Annotated in this window: 24 protein-coding genes; 14 read left to right on the top strand and 10 right to left on the bottom strand. The window is 72.3% G+C overall.

Annotated features, from left to right (window positions below):
* Positions 1-21: 21 nt before the first annotated feature.
* Positions 22-528 carry a GbsR/MarR family transcriptional regulator gene (locus IE237_RS18795; RefSeq protein ID WP_189803161.1) on the top strand — a complete coding sequence of 169 codons (507 nt, stop codon included), beginning with the start codon at positions 22-24 and terminating at the stop codon, positions 526-528.
* On the opposite strand, the gene IE237_RS41360 is transcribed toward IE237_RS18795, so the two are convergent.
* Together IE237_RS41360 and IE237_RS18805 are read right to left on the bottom strand one after the other, a co-directional pair.
* Positions 516-2,078: a collagen-like domain-containing protein gene (locus IE237_RS41360; RefSeq protein WP_189803162.1), complete on the bottom strand. Its 1,563-nt coding sequence runs from the start codon at positions 2,076-2,078 to the stop codon at positions 516-518. The two genes, IE237_RS18795 and IE237_RS41360, sit on opposite strands and share 13 nt — an antisense overlap.
* A gap of 128 nt (positions 2,079-2,206) precedes the next feature.
* Positions 2,207-3,010 (bottom strand): diacylglycerol kinase family protein, encoded by an 804-nt coding sequence (locus IE237_RS18805; RefSeq protein ID WP_229842756.1) that lies wholly within the window; start codon positions 3,008-3,010, stop codon positions 2,207-2,209.
* Between the two features lie 143 nt (positions 3,011-3,153).
* Between IE237_RS18805 and IE237_RS18810 the strand changes: the two genes are divergently transcribed.
* A complete protein-coding gene (locus IE237_RS18810) occupies positions 3,154-4,437 on the top strand; it encodes an adenylosuccinate synthase (RefSeq protein ID WP_189803164.1) in 1,284 nt (427 codons plus the stop codon).
* A 109-nt stretch (positions 4,438-4,546) separates the two neighbouring features.
* Here the strand turns inward: IE237_RS18810 and IE237_RS18815 are convergent, their stop codons facing one another.
* Entirely contained in the window at positions 4,547-5,377 is an 831-nt protein-coding gene (locus IE237_RS18815) for an oxidoreductase (protein WP_189803165.1), read from the bottom strand.
* Between the two features lie 94 nt (positions 5,378-5,471).
* On the opposite strand from IE237_RS18815, the gene IE237_RS18820 reads away from it, so the two are divergent.
* The 3 genes from IE237_RS18820 (at position 5,472) to IE237_RS18830 (ending at position 7,362) form a co-directional block, all read left to right on the top strand.
* A complete protein-coding gene (locus tag IE237_RS18820) occupies positions 5,472-6,371 on the top strand; it encodes a LysR family transcriptional regulator (protein ID WP_189803166.1) in 900 nt (299 codons plus the stop codon).
* Between the two features lie 74 nt (positions 6,372-6,445).
* Entirely contained in the window at positions 6,446-7,051 is a 606-nt protein-coding gene (locus IE237_RS18825) for a DUF6232 family protein (RefSeq protein ID WP_229842757.1), read from the top strand.
* A complete protein-coding gene (locus IE237_RS18830) occupies positions 7,048-7,362 on the top strand; it encodes a hypothetical protein (RefSeq protein ID WP_189803167.1) in 315 nt (104 codons plus the stop codon). Before IE237_RS18825 ends, IE237_RS18830 begins: the two co-directional genes overlap by 4 nt.
* A 40-nt stretch (positions 7,363-7,402) precedes the next feature.
* On the opposite strand, the gene IE237_RS18835 is transcribed toward IE237_RS18830, so the two are convergent.
* Positions 7,403-9,352, bottom strand: coding sequence for a serine/threonine-protein kinase (locus IE237_RS18835; protein WP_189803168.1), 1,950 nt, complete (start codon positions 9,350-9,352; stop codon positions 7,403-7,405).
* A gap of 27 nt (positions 9,353-9,379) precedes the next feature.
* A complete protein-coding gene (locus IE237_RS18840) occupies positions 9,380-10,915 on the bottom strand; it encodes a substrate-binding domain-containing protein (RefSeq protein ID WP_189803169.1) in 1,536 nt (511 codons plus the stop codon).
* Positions 10,916-11,097: 182 nt separating this feature from the next.
* Between IE237_RS18840 and IE237_RS18845 the strand changes: the two genes are divergently transcribed.
* The 3 genes from IE237_RS18845 (at position 11,098) to IE237_RS18855 (ending at position 13,921) form a co-directional block, all read left to right on the top strand.
* Entirely contained in the window at positions 11,098-12,039 is a 942-nt protein-coding gene (locus IE237_RS18845) for an NADP-dependent oxidoreductase (RefSeq protein ID WP_189803170.1), read from the top strand.
* Between the two features lie 129 nt (positions 12,040-12,168).
* On the top strand, positions 12,169-12,819 hold the full coding sequence (locus IE237_RS18850) for an FMN-dependent NADH-azoreductase (protein WP_189803171.1): 651 nt from the start codon (positions 12,169-12,171) through the stop codon (positions 12,817-12,819).
* Positions 12,820-12,997: 178 nt separating this feature from the next.
* Positions 12,998-13,921, top strand: coding sequence for a glycoside hydrolase family 19 protein (locus IE237_RS18855; RefSeq protein WP_189803172.1), 924 nt, complete (start codon positions 12,998-13,000; stop codon positions 13,919-13,921).
* On the opposite strand, the gene IE237_RS18860 is transcribed toward IE237_RS18855, so the two are convergent.
* Positions 13,922-14,098, bottom strand: a complete 177-nt coding sequence (locus IE237_RS18860; protein WP_189803173.1) for a DUF397 domain-containing protein — start codon at positions 14,096-14,098, stop codon at positions 13,922-13,924.
* The gene (locus IE237_RS18865) at positions 14,095-14,931 is read right to left on the bottom strand and encodes a helix-turn-helix domain-containing protein (RefSeq protein WP_189803174.1); all 837 of its coding nucleotides are present in this window, start codon (positions 14,929-14,931) and stop codon (positions 14,095-14,097) included. The genes IE237_RS18860 and IE237_RS18865 overlap by 4 nt, the downstream gene beginning before the upstream one ends.
* A gap of 157 nt (positions 14,932-15,088) precedes the next feature.
* Between IE237_RS18865 and IE237_RS18870 the strand changes: the two genes are divergently transcribed.
* A complete protein-coding gene (locus IE237_RS18870) occupies positions 15,089-15,502 on the top strand; it encodes a hypothetical protein (protein ID WP_189803357.1) in 414 nt (137 codons plus the stop codon).
* Between the two features lie 4 nt (positions 15,503-15,506).
* Here IE237_RS18870 and IE237_RS18875 read toward each other — a convergent pair whose 3' ends face one another.
* Complete coding sequence (locus IE237_RS18875; protein ID WP_189803175.1) at positions 15,507-15,980, bottom strand: MarR family winged helix-turn-helix transcriptional regulator; 474 nt, start codon at positions 15,978-15,980, stop codon at positions 15,507-15,509.
* The gene (locus IE237_RS18880; protein ID WP_189803176.1) at positions 15,977-16,582 is read right to left on the bottom strand and encodes a DJ-1/PfpI family protein; all 606 of its coding nucleotides are present in this window, start codon (positions 16,580-16,582) and stop codon (positions 15,977-15,979) included. The genes IE237_RS18875 and IE237_RS18880 overlap by 4 nt, the downstream gene beginning before the upstream one ends.
* Positions 16,583-16,735: 153 nt before the next feature.
* Here IE237_RS18880 and IE237_RS18885 point away from each other — a divergent pair, with 153 nt between their 5' ends.
* The 3 genes from IE237_RS18885 (at position 16,736) to IE237_RS18895 (ending at position 19,638) form a co-directional block, all read left to right on the top strand.
* Complete coding sequence (locus IE237_RS18885) at positions 16,736-18,097, top strand: aspartate aminotransferase family protein (protein WP_189803177.1); 1,362 nt, start codon at positions 16,736-16,738, stop codon at positions 18,095-18,097.
* A 67-nt stretch (positions 18,098-18,164) separates the two neighbouring features.
* Complete coding sequence (locus IE237_RS18890) at positions 18,165-18,875, top strand: GntR family transcriptional regulator (RefSeq protein ID WP_189803178.1); 711 nt, start codon at positions 18,165-18,167, stop codon at positions 18,873-18,875.
* 112 nt (positions 18,876-18,987) lie between these two features.
* Entirely contained in the window at positions 18,988-19,638 is a 651-nt protein-coding gene (locus IE237_RS18895; RefSeq protein WP_189803179.1) for a putative DNA-mimic protein, read from the top strand.
* A 31-nt stretch (positions 19,639-19,669) separates the two neighbouring features.
* Here IE237_RS18895 and IE237_RS18900 read toward each other — a convergent pair whose 3' ends face one another.
* A complete protein-coding gene (locus IE237_RS18900) occupies positions 19,670-20,374 on the bottom strand; it encodes an SLATT domain-containing protein (RefSeq protein ID WP_229842782.1) in 705 nt (234 codons plus the stop codon).
* Positions 20,375-20,655: 281 nt separating this feature from the next.
* Here IE237_RS18900 and IE237_RS18905 point away from each other — a divergent pair, with 281 nt between their 5' ends.
* A complete protein-coding gene (locus tag IE237_RS18905; protein ID WP_189803358.1) occupies positions 20,656-20,991 on the top strand; it encodes a YbaB/EbfC family nucleoid-associated protein in 336 nt (111 codons plus the stop codon).
* Between the two features lie 65 nt (positions 20,992-21,056).
* Positions 21,057-21,656, top strand: coding sequence for a recombination mediator RecR (gene recR / locus IE237_RS18910; protein ID WP_041662562.1), 600 nt, complete (start codon positions 21,057-21,059; stop codon positions 21,654-21,656).
* Positions 21,657-21,662: the final 6 nt, after the last annotated feature.

The raw sequence follows: 21,662 nt of genomic DNA on the forward strand, positions 1-21,662 counted from the left end.
GGAACCGTATAAAGTCAGAGGATGGGTGAGAGCGAGATGACGAAGACCGACGGGACCGGCGACGAGGCGGTCTCCCGCTTCGTGGAACGCTTCGCCGCCGAACTGACCGCCGCCGGCATGCAGCGCATGGCGAGCCGCGTCTTCGCGGCCCTGCTCGCCTCCGAGACGGCCTCCATGACCTCGGCCGAGCTCGCCGAACAGCTGCGGATCAGCCCGGCCGCGGTCTCCGGCGCGATCGGCTACCTCACCCAGGTGGACATGGTCGGCCGCGAGCGGGACCCCGGCACGCGGCGCGACCGGTACGTCCTCCACAACGAGCTCTGGTACGAGACCTTCACCCGCCGCGACCAGGTCCTGCTCCGCTGGGAGAAGGTCCTGAAGGAGGGCACGGAGACGCTGGGGCGCGACACGGCCGCGGGGCGCCGCACGGCCGAGACGGCCGAGTTCTTCGCCTTCCTGCACGACGAGATCGGCGGAATCATGGACCGCTGGCGCGCCCGCAAGGCCGCGGGGGCTCAGGAGGCCTGAGCCTCCAGGGGCGGGGCGAGCCGGTCGACCAGCGCGGCGAACTCCGGCCCGTCCGCCTCCTGGTACGGCCCCGCAGGCCAGTGCGGACGCCCGTCGATCCACGCCACGACGAACGGCCGGCCGTCCACGGTGAAGTCACGCCAGCCGTGCAGCTCGACGGTGCCGGCGGGCTTGGCCGGCAGACCGCGGCGCGGCTGCTTCGGCGGACCGGGCGGAATCAGCCGGAGCACCGCCTCGGGCCCGGCGTCCCAGCCGTCGTACATCGGGAAGAGCACCAGGACGGGCGCGCCGCCCCGCGGGTCGTACAGCAGGGTGTACCGGCGACGCACATGGACGGTGCCGGTCAGGGCCCGGACCATCGCCCGCGCCGCGGGCCTGCCGACGGTGAGCAGCCGGTGGCAGGAGTACACGAGAGCGCCCAGGACCAGCACGCCCACCGCGCCCAGCTTCAGCGCGTCCTCTTTGGGCGGTCCGGTCAGCGCGACCGCGCCCACGGCCGCGCAGAAGCCGAGCGCGATCACCACCCGGTGCACCCCGGCGACCCGGCGGAGGCTCCGCACCCGCCACCACGCCACCTCGCGCGCGTCCCGCTCGGGCCGGGGCGCCCGGCCGCCCCGCGGCCCGGCCTGCCGCCGGGCATGCTCGAAGAGCTCGGCGTACGTCGGCCCGGACGGCTCGGTCCGCGCCACGTCCTGCACGGCCTCAGGTCCCTGTACGTCCTCAGGTCCCTGTACGTCCTCCGGTCCTTGTACGTCCTCCGGCCCCCGCACGGCCTCCGGCCCCTGTACGTCCTCCGGCCCCTGTACGTCCTCCGGCCCCTGTACGTCCTCCGGCCCCTGTACGTCCTCCGGTCCCCGCACGGCCTCCGGCCCCTGTACGTCCTCCGGCCCCCGTACGTCCTCCGGCCCCTTTACGTCCTCCGGCCCCCGCACGGAATCCACGTCCGTCGCCTGATCCGGGCCCGGCACCGGGCCCGGCACCCGGTTCCCCGGCTGCCGTGGCGTCGCCCGGTGCATCAGGCCCTCCGCCTCCGCTCGCGCGACGACCCGCCGCCGCACGTGCCCGCCGCGCACCGGCTTCGCCCAGATCAGCTCCCCGCCGCCGGGAGGCGCCAGGACACCGCCCACGCGCGGGTCGCCGCACCACCACAGCACGCCGTCCGGGCCCGGCCGCACCAGTTCGTAGCGCTGCCGGGTCGCGATCACGGTCAGCGGCCACGCCTCGGAGCGGTCCGGGGAGCGCAGGACGACGGTCGTCGCGGTCCGGCCGTGGCCGATCGCCACGGCGGGGTGAACCGACCAGGTGCCCGCGCCGAGAGCCCGCCGCATCCGCCACGCGAGGCCCCACATGCCGGTCCCGCCGCCCAGCAGGAGGATCCCGGGCACGAAGGGCATGGCGGCCGTCCTGGAGGACACCGTGTCCACGAGAAGCGCCCAGAAGCCGACGGCCAGGGCGAGCGTCACCACCCCCGCGAGGATCAGTCCGCCGGCTCTTCGCCGGTACTTGTCCAGCGCCCCCGCCGTCTCCTCGACGTCCAGCGCAGACGTCATCGCAGACGTCGTCGCACGCGTTGTCGCACGCGTCATCGCACGTTCCCCCACCCGTCGGTACATGTCCCCACCCGTGAGGTTAGGCGGCCCCCCGCGGCGGCGTCAGCCCCCGGCCCTCGCCCGTGAGGTCACGCGGCGTCCCGCGGCAGCGTCAGCCCCCACGCCCCCGCCCGTATCGTCCAGGTGCGGCGCCGCACCGGCCCCGTCACCCGTCCGTCGGCGCGGTAGCGGAAGTCGGGGCCCGAGACCGTGACCGTGCGGGCCGTCGCGCGGCGGGGCGAGGCCGTGACCGGGTGGACGGTCACCTCGGCCCGGCCGGCGACCGGCCGGACCGTGAGGCCCTCCACCGGCGCGTCGACGTCGGCGAGCAGCACCCCGTCCGCCTCGACCCTCAGCCGGTGCGTGCGGACGGCGAGGGCGGCGGGGGCCGGGCGGACCAGGGTGCGGACGAGGGAGCGGCAGGTGCCCCAGACGGACGGCGCCGTGGCGGCGAGGGCGGGCGTGCCGGGCACCAGGAGGTCGCCGAGGACGACGCCGTCGCTGTCGTCGACGAGGAGGTCGAGGCGGCGCACGGCCCCGTGCAGGACCACGCGGGCCGCCGCCGGGGTGGAGCGCGGCACGCCGAGCGCGTGGGCCACTTCCAGGTCGTCCGGGGCGCCGATCGGGACGAGCGAGAGAGCCCCCTCGGCGAGCTCCCGCTCGCGGTGCAGAAGGGCCACGGTGCGCAGCAGCGCGCGGTCGTCGCCGAGCACCACGGGGCGCCGGGAGCCGCGCCGGGCCAGGGCCCTGGAGAATTCCTCGGGGCCGTCCGGCAGGCAGATCTTCGCCTCCGCGCCCGCGGACAGGACATCTTTCGCGATCCGTACGGACTCGCCGTCACTTCGGCGGGCGACCGGGTCGACGATGACCAGCAGCTGGTCGTGATCCGACACCTCGGTCCTTCCTCGGGTAGCATCTTTGTGCAAGAGCCCCTTGCGCTATTGCGCCAGGGGCTTCGTCTATTCCGGGGCACACCGGTGAGGCGGCGTATGCCCCCTGACCTTGGACATGCCCCACCCGGAAGGGGTGTACGCCTGTGCCCGCACTTGTGCTGCTCGGTGCTCAGTGGGGTGACGAGGGCAAGGGAAAGGCCACCGACCTCCTCGGTGGATCCGTGGACTACGTGGTGCGTTACCAGGGCGGCAACAATGCCGGCCACACGGTCGTCGTGGGCGACCAGAAGTACGCGCTCCACCTCCTCCCTTCCGGAATCCTCTCCCCGGGGTGCACCCCGGTGATCGGAAACGGTGTCGTCGTCGACCCGGCGGTCCTGCTCTCCGAGCTGAGCGGGCTGAACGAGCGCGGCGTCGACACGTCGAAGCTCCTGATCAGCGGCAACGCCCATCTGATCACCCCGTACAACGTCACCCTCGACAAGGTGACGGAACGGTTCCTCGGCAAGCGCAAGATCGGCACCACGGGTCGTGGCATCGGTCCGACCTACGCCGACAAGATCAACCGCGTCGGTATCCGGGTCCAGGACCTGTACGACGAGTCGATCCTCGTGCAGAAGGTCGAGGCGGCGCTGGAGGGCAAGAACCAGCTCCTCGCCAAGCTGTACAACCGCCGCGCGATCGAGGCGGAGCAGATCGTCGAGGAGATGCTCCAGTACGCGGAGCAGATCAAGCCGTTCGTCGCGGACACCACGCTGATCCTCAACAAGGCGCTCGACGAGGACAAGGTCGTGCTCTTCGAGGGCGGCCAGGGCACCCTGCTCGACGTCGACCACGGCACGTACCCCTTCGTCACCTCCTCGAACCCGACCGCGGGCGGCGCCTGCACGGGTGCGGGCGTGGGCCCGACGAAGATCAGCCGTGTCATCGGCATCCTCAAGGCGTACACGACCCGTGTCGGCGCCGGCCCGTTCCCGACGGAGCTCTTCGACGCGGACGGCGAGGCGCTGCGGCGCATCGGCGGCGAGCGCGGCGTCACCACCGGCCGTGACCGCCGCTGCGGCTGGTTCGACGCGGTCATCGCGCGCTACGCGACCCGGGTCAACGGCCTGACGGATTTCTTCCTCACCAAGCTCGACGTGCTGACGGGCTGGGAGCAGATCCCGGTCTGTGTCGCGTACGAGATCGACGGAAAGCGCGTCGAGGAGCTGCCCTACTCGCAGACCGACTTCCACCACGCGAAGCCGATCTACGAGATGCTGCCGGGCTGGTCCGAGGACATCACGAAGGCGAAGACCTTCGCGGACCTGCCGAAGAACGCGCAGGCGTACGTGAAGGCGCTGGAGGAGATGTCGGGCGCCCCGATCTCCGCGATCGGTGTCGGCCCCGGCCGCACGGAGACGATCGAGATCAACTCCTTCCTCTAGGAGCACGAGGCTCCTCCAGGAGCACGAGACTCCTCCAGGAGCACGCGGAAGGGCCCGCACCCCGGTTCACCGGGGTGCGGGCCCTTCTCCATGAGGTCGGGCGTCGAGGTCAGGCGTCGAGCTTCGTGTCCCGGCCGACCTTCTCCCAGGCGACCAGGTCGCCCCGCACCTGCTCCAGGTGGCCGAGGATCGTGTCGATCGAGTCGTCGCCCAGGGCGAGCCGGAGCGGGGTCTCGTCGGCGTTCAGCGCCGTGAGGACCGCCGCCGCGGCCTTCGCCGGGTCGCCGGCCTGGGTGCCGCCGCCGGTCTCGACGAATCCGCGGGTGGCGCCGACGGTGTCGGCGTAGTCGGCGATGCCGTCGCCGCTGAGGCTGTGGTTGCCGAAGAGGCCCGTGCGGAAGGCGCCCGGCTCGACGACGAGGACCTTGATGCCGAGCGGTCCGACCTCGGCGGCGAGGGCCTCCGACAGCCCCTCCAGGGCGAACTTGGTCGCGCTGTAGGCCCCGAAGCCCGCCATCGACATCTGGCCGCCGACGCTGCTGAGCTGCACGATCGCGCCGGAGCGGCGGGCCCGCATGTGGGGCAGGACGGCGCGGGTGAGGGCGGCGGGGCCGAAGACGTGGACGTCGAAGAGCGAGCGAAGCTCCTCGTCGGAGGTCTCCTCGACGGAGCCGACGTGGGTGCGGCCCGCGTTGTTGACGAGGACGTCGACGCGGCCGTGGCGCTCGACCAGCGCGGCGACGACCCGGTCGACCGCCGCCGTGTCGGTGACGTCCAGGGCGACCGGGTCGACCTGGTCGGGGTGGGCGGCGACCAGGTCGTCCAGGGTCTCGGTGCGGCGGGCCGCGGCGACGACGACGTCGCCGGCGGCGATCGCGGCCTCGGCGAAGGCGCGCCCGAAACCGCTGTTGGCTCCCGTGATCAGCCAGACCTTGCTCATGTGCGTGTTCCCCCTGTTGTCGCTTGCGGTGGTGCAACAAGCTTGTGGCGGGCGGGTGTTGTCTGTCCAAGATCCGCCGTGATAGCCAGAAGGCATGGATGTGCACGGGCGGGATCTGCGGTACTTCCTCGCGGTCGCCGAGGAGCTCCACTTCACCAGGGCCGCCGAGCGGCTGTACGTCTCGCAGCCCGCGCTCAGCAAGCAGATCCGCGCCCTGGAGCGGCAGCTCGGCGCGCCCCTCTTCGACCGCGACCGGCAGGGCGTGGCCCTCACCTCCGTCGGTACGGCGCTGCTGCCGCACGCGCGGGCCGTGCTCGCGGCCTGGGAGGAGGGCCGGGAGGCGGTGGGGCGGGCCAGGGCGGCGGCGGACGGCACCCTGGTCGTCGGCATGAGCACCAGCCCCGGCCGTGGCGGGCTGCTGCCGGCGATCCGGTCCCGGTTCACCGAGGCGCACCCGGAGGCCCGGCTCAGGCTGCGGCAGGTGGGCTGGGAGGACCCGACCGCCGGGCTCGCGGACGGCACCAGCGACGTGGCCTTCGTCTGGCTGCCGCTGGCCGGGGCGGACCGTTTCCGCTGGGTCGTCGTCGCCACCGAGCCCCGGCTCGTCGCCCTTCCCGAGACCCATCCGCTGGCCGCGCGCGAGAGCCTGGACTTCTCCGAACTCCTCGACGAGCCGTTCCTCGCCCTCCCCGGCACCGGGCCCGAACTCCGCGACTACTGGCTGGCCGTGGACGCCCGGGGCGGCCGCCCGCCGGTCGTCGGCGCCGAGATCGCCAGCGCGGACGAGACGTACGAGGCGCTGGTCGGCGGCCTCGGCATCTGCCTGGTCGCCGCCGGGAACGCGCCCCTCCTCACCCGCGACGGCGTCGTCACCCGCCCCGTCCGCGGTGTCACCCCCAGCCGCTTCGCCCTCGCCTGGCGCGCGGCCGATGCCCGCCCCCTGGTCCGCGACTACGCCCGCGCGGTGTCCGGAGTCGTACCCCGGGAGGCCTGAACTCGCCTTGTTCCGCTGGGGTGTCGGGGGCTTAATGGGGCTCCGTTTCAGCCCGTTCCGGCACAGGGGGAAGCATGGGAACACCGCCACCACAGCAACCGCCGAGACCCGCACACGCGCCCGCGCCTCCGCGGACCCCGCCCCGTCAGAGCCTGCTCATCAGCAAGCGGCTGCTCTGGGTGCACGGGGCCGCGTACCCGCTGGAGAACATCGTCCGCGTCCACACCTTCGATCTCACGCCGCGCCGGGGAGCGGCCTTCGCGCGGTTCCTGAAGCGCGGCGGGGTCACGCTGCTCATCCTCCTCCTCCTGATGTGGATCTCGGACGCGACGAGCGGGGGATGGGGCAGCAGCAGCGATCTCGCCGACGTGGCCGGGTTCCTCATGATCGTCGTGGTGTTCGCGCTGATCTACTTCATCGGCGACATGCTGGCCGTGGTCTTCGCCGGGACCCACCACGTCCTCGCCGTCGAGACCAACGGGCGCTCCACCGCCCTGGTGACCGCACCGCGCGAGCAGCTGAACGAGCTCGTCGTCTCGATCGCCGAGGCGATCGACAAGCCCGACGCGGAGCTCCACGCCCACGTGGCGTCGCTGGCGATCACCAACTACGGCAACTACCACTTCGGCAACTCGGTCAACATGTACGGCGGCAGCGGCAACACGGGGGTGTCGAGGTGAGCGGGGACAACTACTACGGGGACGTCGTGAACATGCACGGCGGCCAGGGCAATCAGGGCATCGTCCACCACCATGGCTCGCCCGACGTCGAACGGGCCCTGGCGGCCGTGCTCCAGCGCGTCGAGGAGCTGCGGGGCAGCCTGCCGGCCGGGGCGGTGGAGTCCGTCGACGGTGCCACGGCCGACCTGGCCGTGCCGGACCGGCGGCGCGGCGCGCTCCAGGTCCTCCAGGCCGTCGCCGCCACCGTCGGCGGCATCGGCCAGCCCCTCCTGGACTCGGTCCGGGCCGCCCTCGAACTCCTCGCCCGCTAGGGCCTGTCCTTCGGAGCGGGCCGGGCTCGCGGGGGCCGGCTCAGTCCCGGACGAACTCGCCCGGCTCCCCGTCCGCCGTCATTCCGTAGATCTGCAGCCGTTCCTTGCCCCGGTACTTCACGATCCGGAGGTTGCTGGAGCCGTTCTCGGCGCAGTCCGGGTCCCAGGTGTCCGGGTCGCGGGTCTCCGGGCCGATGACGAGGAGCGAGCCCGCGCTGCCGACGAGGGCGGTGGACGCGCAGTCGATGTCGTCGGCGAGCAGGTTGCCCTGGTCGTCCATGCGCGGGTACGACTGCTCGAAGCGCACGAGCGGTGCGCCGACCGGCCCCTGGATGACGGTGACCCGGTAGGACCAGCGGTCGGGCTGGGGCTGGAGCACGGTGTCCGGTGCCTGCTTCCAGGTGCCGACGTACGCGGCGGGGACGACGTCCGTGCCGGCCTTGACCCGGCGGAAGGTGCTCTTGGCGACGCCGGAGCCCCATTCGACGACGTCGGTGGAGCGCAGTGTGAGGGTCTGGCGGGCGGCCGGGGTGCAGCGCTGGGCGGGCACGCTCGCGGTGATCTCGGCCTCGCCGAGGACGAGTTCGCCGTCGGTGGCGGAGATCAGGGTGGCCCGGCCGATGCACAGCCGTTCCCCGGTGACGTGGGTGTAGACGGCGGACCTGGAGCCGGCGGGGCCCTGGGTGATCTCGATCCGGCTGGTCTCGTACGGGACGTCCGCCGAGCCCTTCAGGACGCCTTCCCAGGCGCCGAGGAAGGCGGCCGGGACGATCCCGGGGGCGGGGCGGGTGGCGGTGGTGCCGCCGTTCTTCCGCCCGCCCGCGGTGCCACCGCCGCCGTCGTCGCCCCGGCCGGGCCAGTAGGTGTACGCGACTCCCGCCGCCGCGGCGACGGCGAGGGCCGTGAGGGCGGCGAGCAGTGCGGTACGGCCCCGGCGCCGGGGCGCGGCGGCGGGCGCGGGCGCGGCTGTCCCTGCCGTCCCGGGCGCCCCGGCCGTCCCGGGCGCCCCGGCCGTCCCGGCCGTCCCGGCCGTCCCTGCCGTCCCCGTCGTTCCCGTCGCCCCGGTGGGCGGCGGGGGAGTGTCGGCGGTCCGAGCGCTTCCCTCGGCCTCCAGCAGCCGTGCCGCGTGCCGCCCGAGCCGGGCCAGGACGTCCGCCGGGAGCCAGGGGTCGGCCACGGGGAGCGTCTCGACGATCTCGGTGGCCGTGGGCCGGGCGGCGGGGTCCTTGGCGAGGCAGGCCCGGATGAGTCCGGAGAGTTCGGGCGGGAGGTCCGTCAGGTCGGGCTCGTCGTGGGCGATGCGGAACATGGTGGCGTGGACGCCGCTGTCCGCCGTGCCGAAGGGAGCGCGGCCGGTCGCCGCGTACGCGAGGACGGACCCGAGGCAGAAGATGTCCGAGGCGGGGGAGACCTGGTCGCCGCGGACCTGTTCGGGCGACATGAACCCGGGGGAGCCGACGACGGCGCCGGTGGTGGTCAGGTCGCCGCCCTCGGCGACGCTGTCGACGGCGCGGGCGATGCCGAAGTCGATGATCCGCGGCCCGTCGACGGTCAGCAGCACGTTGCCCGGCTTGAGGTCGCGGTGGACGAACCCGGCGGCGTGGATGTGGTCGAGGGCGCGGGCGAGCCCGGAGGCCAGGGCCCGTACGGTCGCGGGCGGCAGCGGTCCGAACTCGTCGCCGACCACGGTCCGCAGCGAGGGCCCCGCCACGTATCCGATGGCGACCCACGGGGAGTCGGCGGCGGTGTCCGAGCCGAGGACGGGCGCGGTACCGGTGCCGCCGACCCGTTCCAGGGCGGCGACCTCGCGGGCGAACCGGCGCCGGAACTCGTCCTGGGCGGCCAGCTCCGCGTGCACCACCTTGACCGCGACGGTCCGCCCGCCGGCCGAGCGCGCCAGGAACACCCGGCCCATCCCGCCGACCCCGAGGCGGCCGATCAGACGGAACGGGCCGACGCTGACCGGATCTTCCGCGTTCAATGACTCCACGTCGCCAGAGCATGCCAGACGGTCAGGTCAGCCGTCTCCGCAGACCTTCAGCCCCTTCGGGGTGGCGCAGGGCAGGTGGCCGTGGGCGCTGATGACGTCCTGGCCGCGCCCCGACCGGAGGTAGGTGAGAAAGCTGGAGGTCAGGGAGTCGGCCCGGGGCAGGCCCCAGGTGTAGGCGTACTCGATCTCCCGGTAGGGGTAGGGGGATGCGCCGAGCTCGTCCACGGCGGGCCCGCGGCCGTCGACGGAGACCCTGTGCAGGCCCTTCCGGCCGTCGCTCGCGCGGAGTTCGGTGTAGCCGATGGCCCCGGGGAGCCGGGCGACGGCGGCCAGGACCTGTTCGGTGGAGTCGAGTTCGCAGCGGATCACCTTCGAGGCGGCGTCGTCGAGGTGCTCGCAGTCCCGGGAGGAGTTGGCGGGTTCGTTGTGGCCGAGGACCCGGCGCTGGAAGACCTCGCGGGTGCCCGAGTTGGCGTCCCGGCTGACGAGGAGGATGGGCAGGTCGGGACCGCCCACCTCGCTCCAGTACCGGATCTCGCCCCGGTAGATCCGCCCGACCTGGTCCAGGGTGAGGTTGTCGACGGGTGTGCCGTCGTTGAGGACGAGGGTGAAGAGGGAGACGGCGACCATGCTCTCCCGCAGCTCGGGGAAGCCGCCCGGCGCGTGTCCGTCGGAGAGGGCGATGACGGTCGGCGACCCCTTCCCGGCCTTCGCGCCCGCCTCGGCCAGCTCGCGGATGCCGGCGGTCGAGCCGTGCACGTCGACGGCGACCGTGGAGCCCTCGCAGTCCTCCTCGTACCGCTTCGCCGCCTCCCGCAGGGCGGGCGCGAAGGCCGTCGAGCCGGTGACGGTGAGGGCGCCCCGGGCGCAGCCGATGGGCGGCGGGGTCTGCTCGCGGACGATGATCGCGGCCAGGGCCACGACGCAGGCGGTGAGGACGAGGGTGACGTTCCGGGCGGTGGGGCTGAAGCGGGGCGGCTTCTCGTCGGGGGTGGTGCTCCTGTTGCGCCGGATCGTGCCGCCCTGGAGGCTCCCGTCGATCTTGATGTCCCGGTCGGCGACCCCGCCGGAGAGCTGGACGAGCAGCTTGAAGTACTGGCCGCGTTCGAGGGCCACCTTGGGTACGAGGACCGCGCTGCCGTTCCGGCCGAGCGTGGGCGTGCGCTCCAGGTCCTCCCGTACGGAGTCCCAGCCCGCCGGGATGGTGGCGACGACGCCCTGCACGGTCCGCTCGCCGAAGGTGATCCTCAGCCCGTGGGGGTCGGCGGCGGCCCCGTAGTCCTCGGAGCTGATGTCGAGCTCGCGGTCGTTCTCGATGCGGAGGAGGACGAGCGTGGATCCGTCGGTGGGCGTCGCCATGCCCACCACCTGGCCCTCGCGCACCGTCTGGACCCCGCTGTCCTGGTTCTCCTCCCGGTGGAGCGGAGTGTTGAGCTGCACGCGGTAGCCGAGCCGCTTGCGTTGCGGCGAGAAGCGGTCGATCCAGACGACGGCGAGCGTGACCAGGACACCGATGAGGGCCGTCCCCACGGCGATGACGTTCTCTGCGGTTATCCACTCCATGGCCGGGACGGTACGGACGCCTGTGCGAACGCGGGGGCGGTGTAGCGGCCCGCCACCTGGACTTCGCCGTTCGTTCAGGAGCGCCCCGCGGGGGACTCCCCGGGTGGACCGACAGGGGTTGCCCGGGGCTGTGGAGCGTGGGTGTAATGGCCACGAGGGGGCCTTCGTCTGAGGAGTACCCCATGCGTGTCGTCGAAGTGACCGCCTACGGCGGACCCGAGGTCCTCAGGATGGCCCGCCGGCCGGAGCCGGAGGCCGGGGCCGAGCCGGGGAAGGTGCGGGTGCGCCTGAAGGCGGCCGGAGTGAACCAGGCGGATCTGCGGATCCGCGCGGGCCGGTACGCCGACTCGGTCGGCCCGCTCAAGCCCCCGTTCGTGCTGGGGACGGACTTCGCGGGCAAGCTGCTCGATGAGGCGCCCGGCATGCCCGTGGGCACCCGCGTGGGCGGTTTCGTGCCCTGGTTCGAGATGCTGACGGGCGACGGGACGTACGCCGAGACCATCTGGGCCGACCCGGAGTGGCTGGCCGTGATCCCCGACGACGTGGACTTCACCGTGGCCGCGTCCCTCCCGCTGGCCTCGGCCACCGCCCAGCAGGGCCTCGGCCGGCTCGCCCTCCCGGCGGGGGCGACGGTGCTCGTGACCGGCGCGAGCGCGGTGGTGGGCCGTCTGGCCGTCCAGTACGCCTCGGCCGCCGGACTGCGGGTCGTGGCCGTCGCGCACGAGGGTGACGAGCCCGAACTGAGGGTGCTCGGCGCGGACCACGTGGTCCCGCGCGGTGTCCCGGAGGACATCGTCGCGAAGGTGCGCGCGGGCGACCCGGACGGGGTGGACGGGGTCTTCGACGGCGGGATCATCGGCGAAGCCCTCCTCCCGGTGGTCAAGGACGGCGGGGCGTTCGCGGCGATCGCGCCCGACCGGGTGCCGGCCGCCGAGCGGGGCATCCGCGTCGAGACCGTACGGGCCGTGCCGGACGCCGCCCGGCTCGCGGAGAGCCTCCGGAAGGTGGCGGCCCGGCAGCTGGTCACCCGGGTGGCCGACGTCATGCCGCTGGAGGAGGTCGCGGAGGCGCACCGCAGGGCGGAGGCGGGGCACCGGCCCGGCCGGATCGTCCTGATGATCTGAGCGGCCGCCCAGGGTGAAAGTGATCTGAGTCACAGGTTCTGGACCTCAACTTTGGTTGAGGAAGCAGGCTTCTTCTCGTCGGCGAGAGAGCAGAAGCCGGCGAGAACCGCGACCCAGGAGACGATCCCCATGGCCACGCTGCTTCACCTCGACACGTCCATCAGCGGCGAGAACTCCCACTCCCGCGCCGTCACCGCCGCCTTCCGCAAGGCCTGGGAGGCGGAGCACCCGGAGGGGACGGTGATCTACCGCGACCTCGCCGCGGAACCGGTCCCGCACCTGGACGCCGCCGCCTACTCCACGGGCGGCACCGCGCCCGACGAGCGGTCGCCGGAGGAGCGGGCGGCGTTCGAGCTGCGCGGGAGGCTGATCGAGGAGGCCGAGCGGGCGGACGTGATCCTGATCGGCGCGCCGATGTACAACTACTCGATCCCGTCCACCCTGAAGGCCTGGCTGGACCAGGTCTTCCTCGTGGGCCGCACCGCGATCGCGGAGAACCCCTCGCTCGCCGGCAAGCGGGCCGTCGTCGTCGCCAGCCGCGGCGGCTCCTACCGTGAGGGCACGCCCCAGTTCGGCAACGACTACGTCGAGAACTACCTGCGGCTGATCCTCGCCGACGTCTTCGGCACGGACGTCAGCTTCATCACCCCCGAGCTGACCTTCGCCCCGCACGTCCCGGCGATGGCCGAGCTCGTCCCGCTCTTCGAGGCCTCCCGTGCCGATTCCCTCGTGACGGCCGAGTCCCTGGCGAAGGAGCTGGCGGTGCAGTTGGCCGCCTAGCCGTCGGGCCGTCAGGTCGTGAGGCGCTCCACCTCGGTGGGGCGCTTTCTCCGTTGCGGGGGCAAGTGGAATCCCGCCTGTCACAACTTCTGGTCTAGACCTTGACAGGTCCAGACCAATCGCGCTTCGCTGTGCTTCCCATCCGGCTCCACCCGGCCCCACCCGGAAGGAAGTACGCATGCTGCGTAAGTTGGTCACCTCGCTGGCCGCGCTCTGTACGGCCGTCGGACTCGCCGTCCTCCTCCTCCCCGCCGCCTCCGCCGGAGCGGCCGCCGCCTGCGCCGCCGCGTGGAACTCCTCCGCCGTCTACACGGGCGGGATGACGGCCTCGCACAACGGCCACAACTGGCAGGCCAAGTGGTGGACCCAGAACGAGACTCCCGGCACGACCGGCGAGTGGGGCGTCTGGGCCGACCAGGGCGCCTGCGGCGGCGGTGGCACCACCCCGCCCACCACCCCGCCCACGACCCCGCCGTCGAGCGGTGGATTCGTCGTCTCCGAGGCCCAGTTCAACCAGATGTTCCCGAGCAGGAACCCCTTCTACACGTACGCGGGCCTCGTGGCCGCCCTCAAGTCCTACCCGGCCTTCGCCAACACCGGCAGCGACACGGTGAAGAAGCAGGAGGCCGCGGCCTTCCTCGCGAACGTCTCCCACGAGACGGGCGGGCTGTACTACATCGTCGAGCAGAACACGGCCAACTACCCCCACTACTGCGACACGACCCAGCCCTACGGCTGCCCGGCCGGCCAGGCCGCCTACTACGGCCGCGGCCCCATCCAGCTCTCCTGGAACTTCAACTACAAGGCCGCCGGTGACGCCCTCGGCATCGACCTGCTGAACAACCCCTGGCGCGTCGAGCAGGATCCGGCCGTCGCCATGCAGACCGGCCTCTGGTACTGGAACACCCAGAACGGCCCCGGCACGATGACCGCCCACAACGCCATGGTCAACGGCGCCGGCTTCGGCCAGACCATCTGGGCCATCAACGGCAGCCTGGAGTGCAACGGCGGAAACCCGGCCCAGGTCCAGAGCCGGGTCACCAAGTACCAGCAGTTCACCCAGATCCTGGGCGTGCCCGCGGGGGCGAACCTGTCCTGCTAGTCAGTTCTGCCAAGCGATGAACGCGGTCCAGGCGACGGGCTCCACGGTGAACGTGGGCCCGTCGCTCTGCTTGGAGTCGCGGAGGTGGACGGCGTGGGCCGCGGTGGCGACTTCTACGCAGTTGCCGCCACCGCTGTCGCTGTAGCTGGACTTGAACCACTGCAGGGTGTCGTTCATCTCCGTACTCCCGCCAACTCCTCGATGACGCCCAGCGACCTGCGTGGATCCAGGGCCTGTGCCCGGATCTTTGCATACCGCTGGCGGTGCGTACTGACCTTCGTCCGGTCGACGACCAGCAGGCTCTCCCCCTGGATCTCCAGGAAGGTCACATGGTCGTGGGCAGGGTTCTCCACGATGTTCAGATCACCACGGTCGCCCGCATATTTGCCCCCCACCCCCGCATCCAACGGCAGGACCTGAAGGTTCACGTTGCTCCTTCGGGCGCACTCCGCCAGATACAGCAGCTGCTCCCGTGCGACCTCCTCATCCCCGATCACTCGCCTCAGCACCGACTCGTCGAGGACCAGCTCGATCTCGCACACCGGCTTCCGCTCGAAGAGCGCCTTCCGTCCCATCCGGGCGACGACCAGCTCCTCGACCCGTTCCGGCGTGGGCTCCGGGTGGCCGCCCGCGATCAACGCCCGCGCATACGCCTCCGTCTGGAACAGCCCGTGCACCACGTGGTTCGCGTACAGCCACAGCGCCACCGCCTTCTGCTCGATCGGCGCGTACCCGCGGAACTGCTCCGGCAGTTTCTCCAGGCGTACGAGTTCCCGCATCTCCTCGAAGATGCCCGTGCCGCCGCCCAGGACGCGTTCGAGCTGGACGAGCATGTCGTCGCTCACCGGGTGGATGAGCCGCTCCATCGCGCTGATCGCCGCGCCCGTGAAGCCCATCTGGGCGCCCAGATACTCCTGCGTCCAGCCCTGCTTCTGCCGCAATCTCTTCGCCACGGAGGCCGCCATACGGGCCGCAGGGCCCACTGATTCCTTGTTCTCCGCTCGCGCCATTCACGCTCCCCATTCGGACTCAACCGATCTCAACCGGTCTCAACTGCTCCCCGCCGAATTCGACCGCGTAGGGGGCGCGTTGACGCAGGTCAAGGGGTTGTCGACGCGCCCGCCGCAGTCGTGGAAAACGCTAGCGCCGGCGCGGGAGCATGTCCTCGTGAATGCAGAGAATCGGGAAGTTGATGTGAGTTGGATTCCTGTTTCCGGATTCCAACTCCGTAAGGCGGGCGTACAATTCGACGCCGTTCGGGTGGACGGTGACGAAGGCCGGAGGCTCGCCGACTGGATGGAGGCGCTGACCGGGGGAGACCCCGGGCCCGTCGTCATCGAGGCGAACGGGCGGCGGGGCGTCTACTTCCTCGTCCCGCCCGGCTCGACGGCCCGACGTGCGTGGCCGCGCGGGGTGACCCGCTTCAACGCGGGGCCGGCGCACGTCAGCTACGTGCCGGTGCCGGCCCTGACGGGCAGGACCTGGCCCCTGGCGTGGCGGTTCCCCCCGACGGGCCCGGACCGCTTCGTCCACCCGCTGCTCCTGCGGAGCACGGTCACCGAACTGCTCGCGACCTCCTGACGGTTCACCCGTCCGACGGAGGCTCCTGGTAGCTCGCGTGGACCGTGTCCATGGCCGCCGACAGCCGCTCCAGGACGCGTACCGTCTCGTCGAAGGCCTCCTGGCCGCCCAGTTCCCGCATCAGCAGGGCGGCGAGTTCCGCGTGGCCGGGGTCGATGCGGCGGACCGCCGCCCGCCCGGCCTCCGTCGGGGCGAGGAGCTTGGCGCGCCGGTGGGCCGGGTTCGGCTCGTAGGCGGCCAGTCCCTCCCGGACGAGGAGGTCGGCGACGCGCTGGACGCTCTGCCGGGTGATCCCCATGACGCGGGCGATCCCGGCGACGGGAAGGGGCTCGGGGAGTACGGCTCCGAGGACCTGCCACCAGGCGGCGGTGAGGCCCGCCGGTTCGGCCAGCTTCTCGGACACGGCGAGGAACTGGCCGTTGAGGCGGAAGACGCCCAGGGCCGTGCGGGAGAGGGCGTCCTGCTGCTCGCGGCTCACGCGTTCAGCTCGTGGAAGGCGGCCGGGTCCGAGTGCTGGAAGAGGCGGTACCAGGCGTCGCGCTTGCCTTCGTACGCGCCGAGCCGGGCGAAGATCTCGCGCGCGAACGCGACCGGCTCCGTCGGGCCCGCCGTGATCAGGTCCCCGGCCGTGAGCGCGTCCGTGTCGACGAAGTGCTCACCGCCCTTGTAGCCGGTGGCGGCGAGGTAGAAGGAGACCGCGCTCGTGTGGGGGCGGTCGTCGAGCAGGCCCTCCTTGGCCAGGCCGGCCGTGGCGCCGCAGATCGCGGCGACCGGGACCCCGGCGTCGAGGAAGGTGCGGGCCTTCGCGGTGAACGGGGCCAGTTCGTCGCCCTCGTCGTACTTCTCGGCGCCCGGGAGGATCAGCAGGGCGCTGTCCTCGGGGTCGAGGTCGGAGAGGGCGAGGTCGGGGACGATCCGGAGGCCGGCGAGGGTCGTGACGGGCTCCCCGGCGACCGGTCCGACGGTCCGGATCGTGTATCCGGCGCGGGCGAGCCAGGCCGTGGCGTGGCCCGTCTCCCAGTCGGCGAGGGTGTCGTAGACGGCGAGGTGAACGGTCTTGGTGTCAGTCGCTGTTCCCATGACAGAAGACTGTCATTTCGACAGCATGCTGTCAATGGTTCGCGAGGGGAGAGCGCGGCGCCGCATCCGGGGAACAACGTGTCGCGTCCGCCACGGTCTCGATGGACAAGATGGCCATGGCCCGTCCCACCTGCGGTTCCTTACCCTCGAACCATGACCCCTCACGTCGAACCCGATCCCCAGGCCGGCGCGGCCGTCAAGGCCGCCGACCGCGCGCACGTCTTCCACTCCTGGTCCGCACAGGGACTGATCGACCCGCTCGCCGTCGCCGGCGCGGAGGGTTCGTACTTCTGGGACTACGACGGCAACCGCTACCTCGACTTCACCAGCGGTCTCGTCTACACGAACATCGGCTACCAGCACCCCAAGGTGGTCGCCGCGATCCAGGAGCAGGCCGGGAAGCTCGCGACCTTCGCGCCCGCCTTCGCCGTGGACGTCCGCTCCGAGGCCGCACGCCTCATCGCCGAGCGCACCCCGGGCGACCTGGACAAGATCTTCTTCACCAACGGCGGCGCCGAGGCCGTCGAGAACGCCGTCCGGATGGCCCGTCTGCACACGGGCCGCCACAAGGTGCTCTCGGCCTTCCGCTCGTACCACGGCGCCACCTCCACCGCGATCAACCTGACCGGCGACCCGCGCCGCTGGGCCTCCGACACCGGCTCCGCGGGCGTCGTGCGCTTCTGGGCGCCGTTCCTCTACCGCTCGCCCTTCTACGCCACCACCGAGGCGGAGGAGAGCGCGCGGGCCCTCCAGCACCTGGAGGACACGATCGCCTTCGAGGGTCCGGCGACGATCGCCGCGATCATCCTGGAGACCGTGCCCGGCACCGCCGGCATCATGACCCCGCCGCCCGGCTACCTCGCCGGGGTCCGCGCGATCTGCGACAAGTACGGCATCGTCATGGTCCTCGACGAGGTCATGGCCGGCTTCGGCCGCACCGGCAAGTGGTTCGCCGCCGAGCACTTCGACGTCGTGCCCGACCTGATGACCTTCGCCAAGGGCGTGAACTCCGGCTACGTGCCGCTCGGCGGCGTCGCCATCAGCGCCGAGATCGCCGCCACCTTCGACAAGCGGCCCTACCCCGGCGGCCTGACCTACTCCGGTCACCCGCTGGCCTGCGCCGCCGCCGTCGCCACCATCCAGGTGATGGAGGACGAGAAGGTCGTCGAGCACGCCGCCCACCTCGGCGAGAACGTCATCGGCCCCGCCCTGCGCGAGCTCGCCGAGCGCCACCCGTCGGTCGGCGAGGTGCGCGGTCTCGGTGTCTTCTGGGCGCTCGACCTGGTCAGGAACAAGGAGACCCGCGAGCCGCTCGTCCCGTACAACGCGGCCGGCGAGGCCAACGCGCCGATGGCCGCCTTCGGCGCCGCGGCGAAGAAGAACGGCCTGTGGCCCTTCATCAACATGAACCGCACGCACGTCGTCCCCGCCTGCAACGCCTCCGAGGCGGAGGTCAAGGAGGGCCTCGCGGCCCTGGACGCGGCCCTCTCGGTGGCCGACGAACACACCGCGTAACCGCGGAACGGGGAGCCCCGCTCCGTCTGGACTAGGGTGTCCGGAGCCGGACGGAGGGGGGCGACCCATGCCCGCGAGCGGAGCTGTCACCCGCAACACCCTGCGACAGCAGATCGCGGACGCGCTCCGTGACGAAGTGCTCGCAGGCCGTCTCCAGCCGGGCGAGGAATTCACGGTCAAGCAGATCGCCGAGCAGTACGGCGTCTCCGCGACGCCCGTCCGCGAAGCCCTCGTCGACCTCTGCGCCCAGGGCCTCCTCGACTCCGACCAGCACCGCGGCTTCCGCGTCCACCAGTACTCGATCGCCGACTACCGGGGCATGGTCGAGGCCCGGATGCTCGTCGTCGACGGCATCTTCCGCCGCGACGCCGCCCTGGTGCCGCCCCGCTCCGCGCTCACGGAACCCGACCTCGGCATCGGCGTCGCGCTCGTCTCCATACGGCGCCGGGGCGAGGCCGCCGCCCGCGCCGCCCGCGCCGGCGACGTCGACATCCTCATCGGCTACGACATCCGCTACTGGCGCGAGCTGGGACGCCTCGTCTCCGCCAACGACTACATCGCCGACTTCCTGCACCGGCTCCGCGTCCAGGCCTGGGTCTTCTCCGTGCCCTACCTGCGCTCCGAGCGGGACGTCCTCGGCTGGCTGTGGAGCGGGCACGTGGACCTGGTGGACGCGATCACCCGCGGCGACGCGGAGGCGGCCGTCCAGGTCGTACGGGACTACAACGCGCACTCGCTGGAATGGGCCGACCGCCTGGAGGCCAGGACCCTCCGCTGACCGGCCGTCGGGTTGAGGCCGGGCCTCCGGGGGCAGGTCCTCAGCGGGTGGGCGTGGTCGGCCGAGCCGACTACCCTGGCCGTCCCTGCAACTGACGGAGAGCGAGCCTCCCTTGGCCTGTGACCTGTGGCTGGTCCCCCTCGTCGACGTGCTGTGCCACAGCCCCGACAACCCCTTCGCCGAAGAGATAGCCGCCTACGACGCCGTCCTGAGCGCCTCGGGGCTGCCGACCGTGCCCGTCTACGCGTACATGCCGGGGCTCTCCGGCGACGTGGCGCCGGTCGCCGGCTTCGACTACGAGGCCCTGCACTTCCTGCGCCGCGCCTACCTGCTCCAGATGTGCGGGCTGCCGGTCGAGCCGGTCGGCGAGCTCGGCGGGGACTACGAGCAGCTCCTGGAGATGTTCGAGGCGACCGCCCAGCAGTCGCACCTGGTCTGGCACTACGACCACGCGGGCGCGTACGTGCCGGTCGAGTTCCCGGTGCCGCTCGCCAGCGACGAGCTCCTCGAAGGCGGCGGGCCGCTCGGCTCCTCCTACGGGCTGCTGCGGGAGCTGGAGTTCGTGGCGCCCTCGATCGGCATCGACCCGGCGAACCCGCCGGCGGCCCCGCGGCCGCCGGACCGGCCCACCACCCTGGAGGAGCCGGCCGTGGCCGTGCCGTACGACGGCCACCCCTTCGCGCGCGAGCGGCACGTGTGGCTGGGGCTGCACGCGGCGGCGACCCGGAGCCTCGCCCAGGGCTCGATGATCATCCTGAGCTGAGGCGGTCCGCTCCCGGGCCCCCGGACCGGCCCTAGCGGGTCTCCGGGGGCCGCTGGCGCGGCATGTTCGGCCGGGTGCCCGGCGGCAGCGGGAAACGGCCCGAGGGATGCGAGCTCTCCGCCCTGGCGGGGACCACGCCGACCGACTGGAGCGCCAGCGGCGCCGGGCCCGAGCGGAACTCGACCATCCAGTCGGCGGTCTCCGCCCGCACCAGCTCCGTCACGTCCTCCGAGAAGCGGCGCAGCACGCCCAGACAGCGCTCGGCCGCCTCGCTCGCGGTGCCCTCCGTGGGGCCCAGGACCTCCCGGACGCTCTCCGAGGCCCAGTCGAACTGGAGCGCCTGGAGACGGCGCTGCACGGCCTGTGCCGTCGCCACGTCCCTTATCCAGCCGGACGTCAGCCCGAAGTACCGGTCGCAGGCCATGCAGGCGGCACCCAGCAGCAGCGACAGATAGCCCCAGCCCGCGGTGCCCTCGGCGACTCCGGTCAGGTCGAGCAGCGGGAGCGCGGCGCCCGCGATGACCCCGACCGCCGTGCCGATCCGCAGGATCCGGGCGCTGCGGCGCTTCCAGACGCGGTCGGAGAGGTACCACTCGGCGGTGCGCAGGGCGTTCGTCTCGACCCAGCGGTACAGCTCGTCGAGCCGTTCGGCCGGCTCGCCCCAGTCGCCCAGGGGGAACGGCGTACCGGTCAGATCGCGGGTGACGTCTCCCCCGGGGGGTCCCGGTGGCTGCATCTCCGGCTGCTGGCTCACCGGGGGACTCCTCTGTTCAGCTCAGCGCTCGTGTCCTTCTGTGACGTGCGGTGCACGTGGTGCCTGCCCTTCCTACCGCCGAATGGTGGGCGATGGGCCCGGAATCCCGGGATTTCCGCCCGCAAGAGGGTGTTGATCAGGTAGAGGAGCCCGCAGTTTCTCACTCGAAAGAGTTGCGTCGGCACCCCGGTCGAGGAGCACGTAGGCTCGGCATACCGACGTTCCGAAGACCAGGACGTTCCGAGAAGTAGGAGTGAGTGACCGTGATCCCCGGTGGTGGCCAGCCCAACATGCAGCAGCTCCTCCAGCAGGCCCAGAAGATGCAGCAGGACCTCGCCCGGGCGCAGGCCGAGCTCGCCGCGACCCTGGTCGACGGCCAGGCGGGCGGCGGCCTCGTCAAGGCGACCGTCACCGGCTCGGGCGAGCTGCGCGGCCTGGTCATCGACCCCAAGGCGGTCGACCCGGAGGACACCGAGACGCTGGCCGACCTGATCGTCGCCGCCGTCCAGGCCGCCAACGACAACGCGCAGCAGCTCCAGCAGGCCAAGCTCGGCCCGCTGGCGCAGGGCATGGGCGGAATGCCGGGCCTGGGCTTCTGAGCCCTTCTAAGGCTCGCTTCCAGCCACTACCGTAAGAATCAAGCACCTCCGAGAAGGGCGTCGGCGTGTACGAAGGCGTGGTTCAGGACCTCATCGACGAACTGGGCAGGCTGCCCGGCGTCGGTCCCAAGAGCGCGCAGCGGATCGCCTTCCACATCCTGCAGGCCGAGCCCACGGACGTCCGCCGTCTCGCGCACGCGCTCCTGGAGGTCAAGGAGAAGGTCAGGTTCTGCGCGGTCTGCGGGAACGTGGCGCAGCAGGAGCAGTGCAACATCTGCCGCGACCCGCGCCGCGACCTGACCGTCATCTGCGTGGTCGAGGAGCCCAAGGACGTCGTGGCCATCGAGCGGACGCGCGAGTTCCGCGGGCGGTACCACGTCCTCGGCGGCGCGATCAGCCCGATCGAGGGCGTCGGCCCGGACGACCTGCGCATCCGCGAGCTGCTCGCGCGGCTCGCGGACGGCACCGTGACCGAGCTGATCCTCGCGACCGACCCGAACCTGGAGGGCGAGGCCACCGCGACGTACCTGGCGCGGATGATCAAGCCCATGGGGCTCAAGGTGACCCGCCTCGCGAGCGGGCTGCCGGTCGGCGGCGACCTGGAGTACGCCGACGAGGTGACCCTCGGCCGTGCCTTCGAAGGGCGGAGGCTGCTAGATGTATGACGACAG

Source organism: Streptomyces tanashiensis, assembly GCF_014648895.1.
Classification (GTDB): domain Bacteria; phylum Actinomycetota; class Actinomycetes; order Streptomycetales; family Streptomycetaceae; genus Streptomyces; species Streptomyces tanashiensis.

What these genes read in the sequence shown, in the direction of transcription:
- IE237_RS18795 (WP_189803161.1), top strand. Translation starts at nt 22, where the DNA reads ATGGGTGAGAGCGAGATGACGAAGACCGACGGGACCGGCGACGAGGCG.
- IE237_RS41360 (WP_189803162.1), bottom strand. Translation starts at nt 2,078, where the DNA reads ATGACGTCTGCGCTGGACGTCGAGGAGACGGCGGGGGCGCTGGACAAG.
- IE237_RS18815 (WP_189803165.1), bottom strand. Translation starts at nt 5,377, where the DNA reads ATGAGCAAGGTCTGGCTGATCACGGGAGCCAACAGCGGTTTCGGGCGC.
- IE237_RS18820 (WP_189803166.1), top strand. Translation starts at nt 5,472, where the DNA reads ATGGATGTGCACGGGCGGGATCTGCGGTACTTCCTCGCGGTCGCCGAG.
- IE237_RS18825 (WP_229842757.1), top strand. Translation starts at nt 6,446, where the DNA reads ATGGGAACACCGCCACCACAGCAACCGCCGAGACCCGCACACGCGCCC.
- IE237_RS18840 (WP_189803169.1), bottom strand. Translation starts at nt 10,915, where the DNA reads ATGGAGTGGATAACCGCAGAGAACGTCATCGCCGTGGGGACGGCCCTC.
- IE237_RS18845 (WP_189803170.1), top strand. Translation starts at nt 11,098, where the DNA reads ATGCGTGTCGTCGAAGTGACCGCCTACGGCGGACCCGAGGTCCTCAGG.
- IE237_RS18850 (WP_189803171.1), top strand. Translation starts at nt 12,169, where the DNA reads ATGGCCACGCTGCTTCACCTCGACACGTCCATCAGCGGCGAGAACTCC.
- IE237_RS18855 (WP_189803172.1), top strand. Translation starts at nt 12,998, where the DNA reads ATGCTGCGTAAGTTGGTCACCTCGCTGGCCGCGCTCTGTACGGCCGTC.
- IE237_RS18860 (WP_189803173.1), bottom strand. Translation starts at nt 14,098, where the DNA reads ATGAACGACACCCTGCAGTGGTTCAAGTCCAGCTACAGCGACAGCGGT.
- IE237_RS18865 (WP_189803174.1), bottom strand. Translation starts at nt 14,931, where the DNA reads ATGGCGCGAGCGGAGAACAAGGAATCAGTGGGCCCTGCGGCCCGTATG.
- IE237_RS18880 (WP_189803176.1), bottom strand. Translation starts at nt 16,582, where the DNA reads ATGGGAACAGCGACTGACACCAAGACCGTTCACCTCGCCGTCTACGAC.
- IE237_RS18885 (WP_189803177.1), top strand. Translation starts at nt 16,736, where the DNA reads ATGACCCCTCACGTCGAACCCGATCCCCAGGCCGGCGCGGCCGTCAAG.
- IE237_RS18890 (WP_189803178.1), top strand. Translation starts at nt 18,165, where the DNA reads ATGCCCGCGAGCGGAGCTGTCACCCGCAACACCCTGCGACAGCAGATC.
- IE237_RS18900 (WP_229842782.1), bottom strand. Translation starts at nt 20,374, where the DNA reads ATGCAGCCACCGGGACCCCCCGGGGGAGACGTCACCCGCGATCTGACC.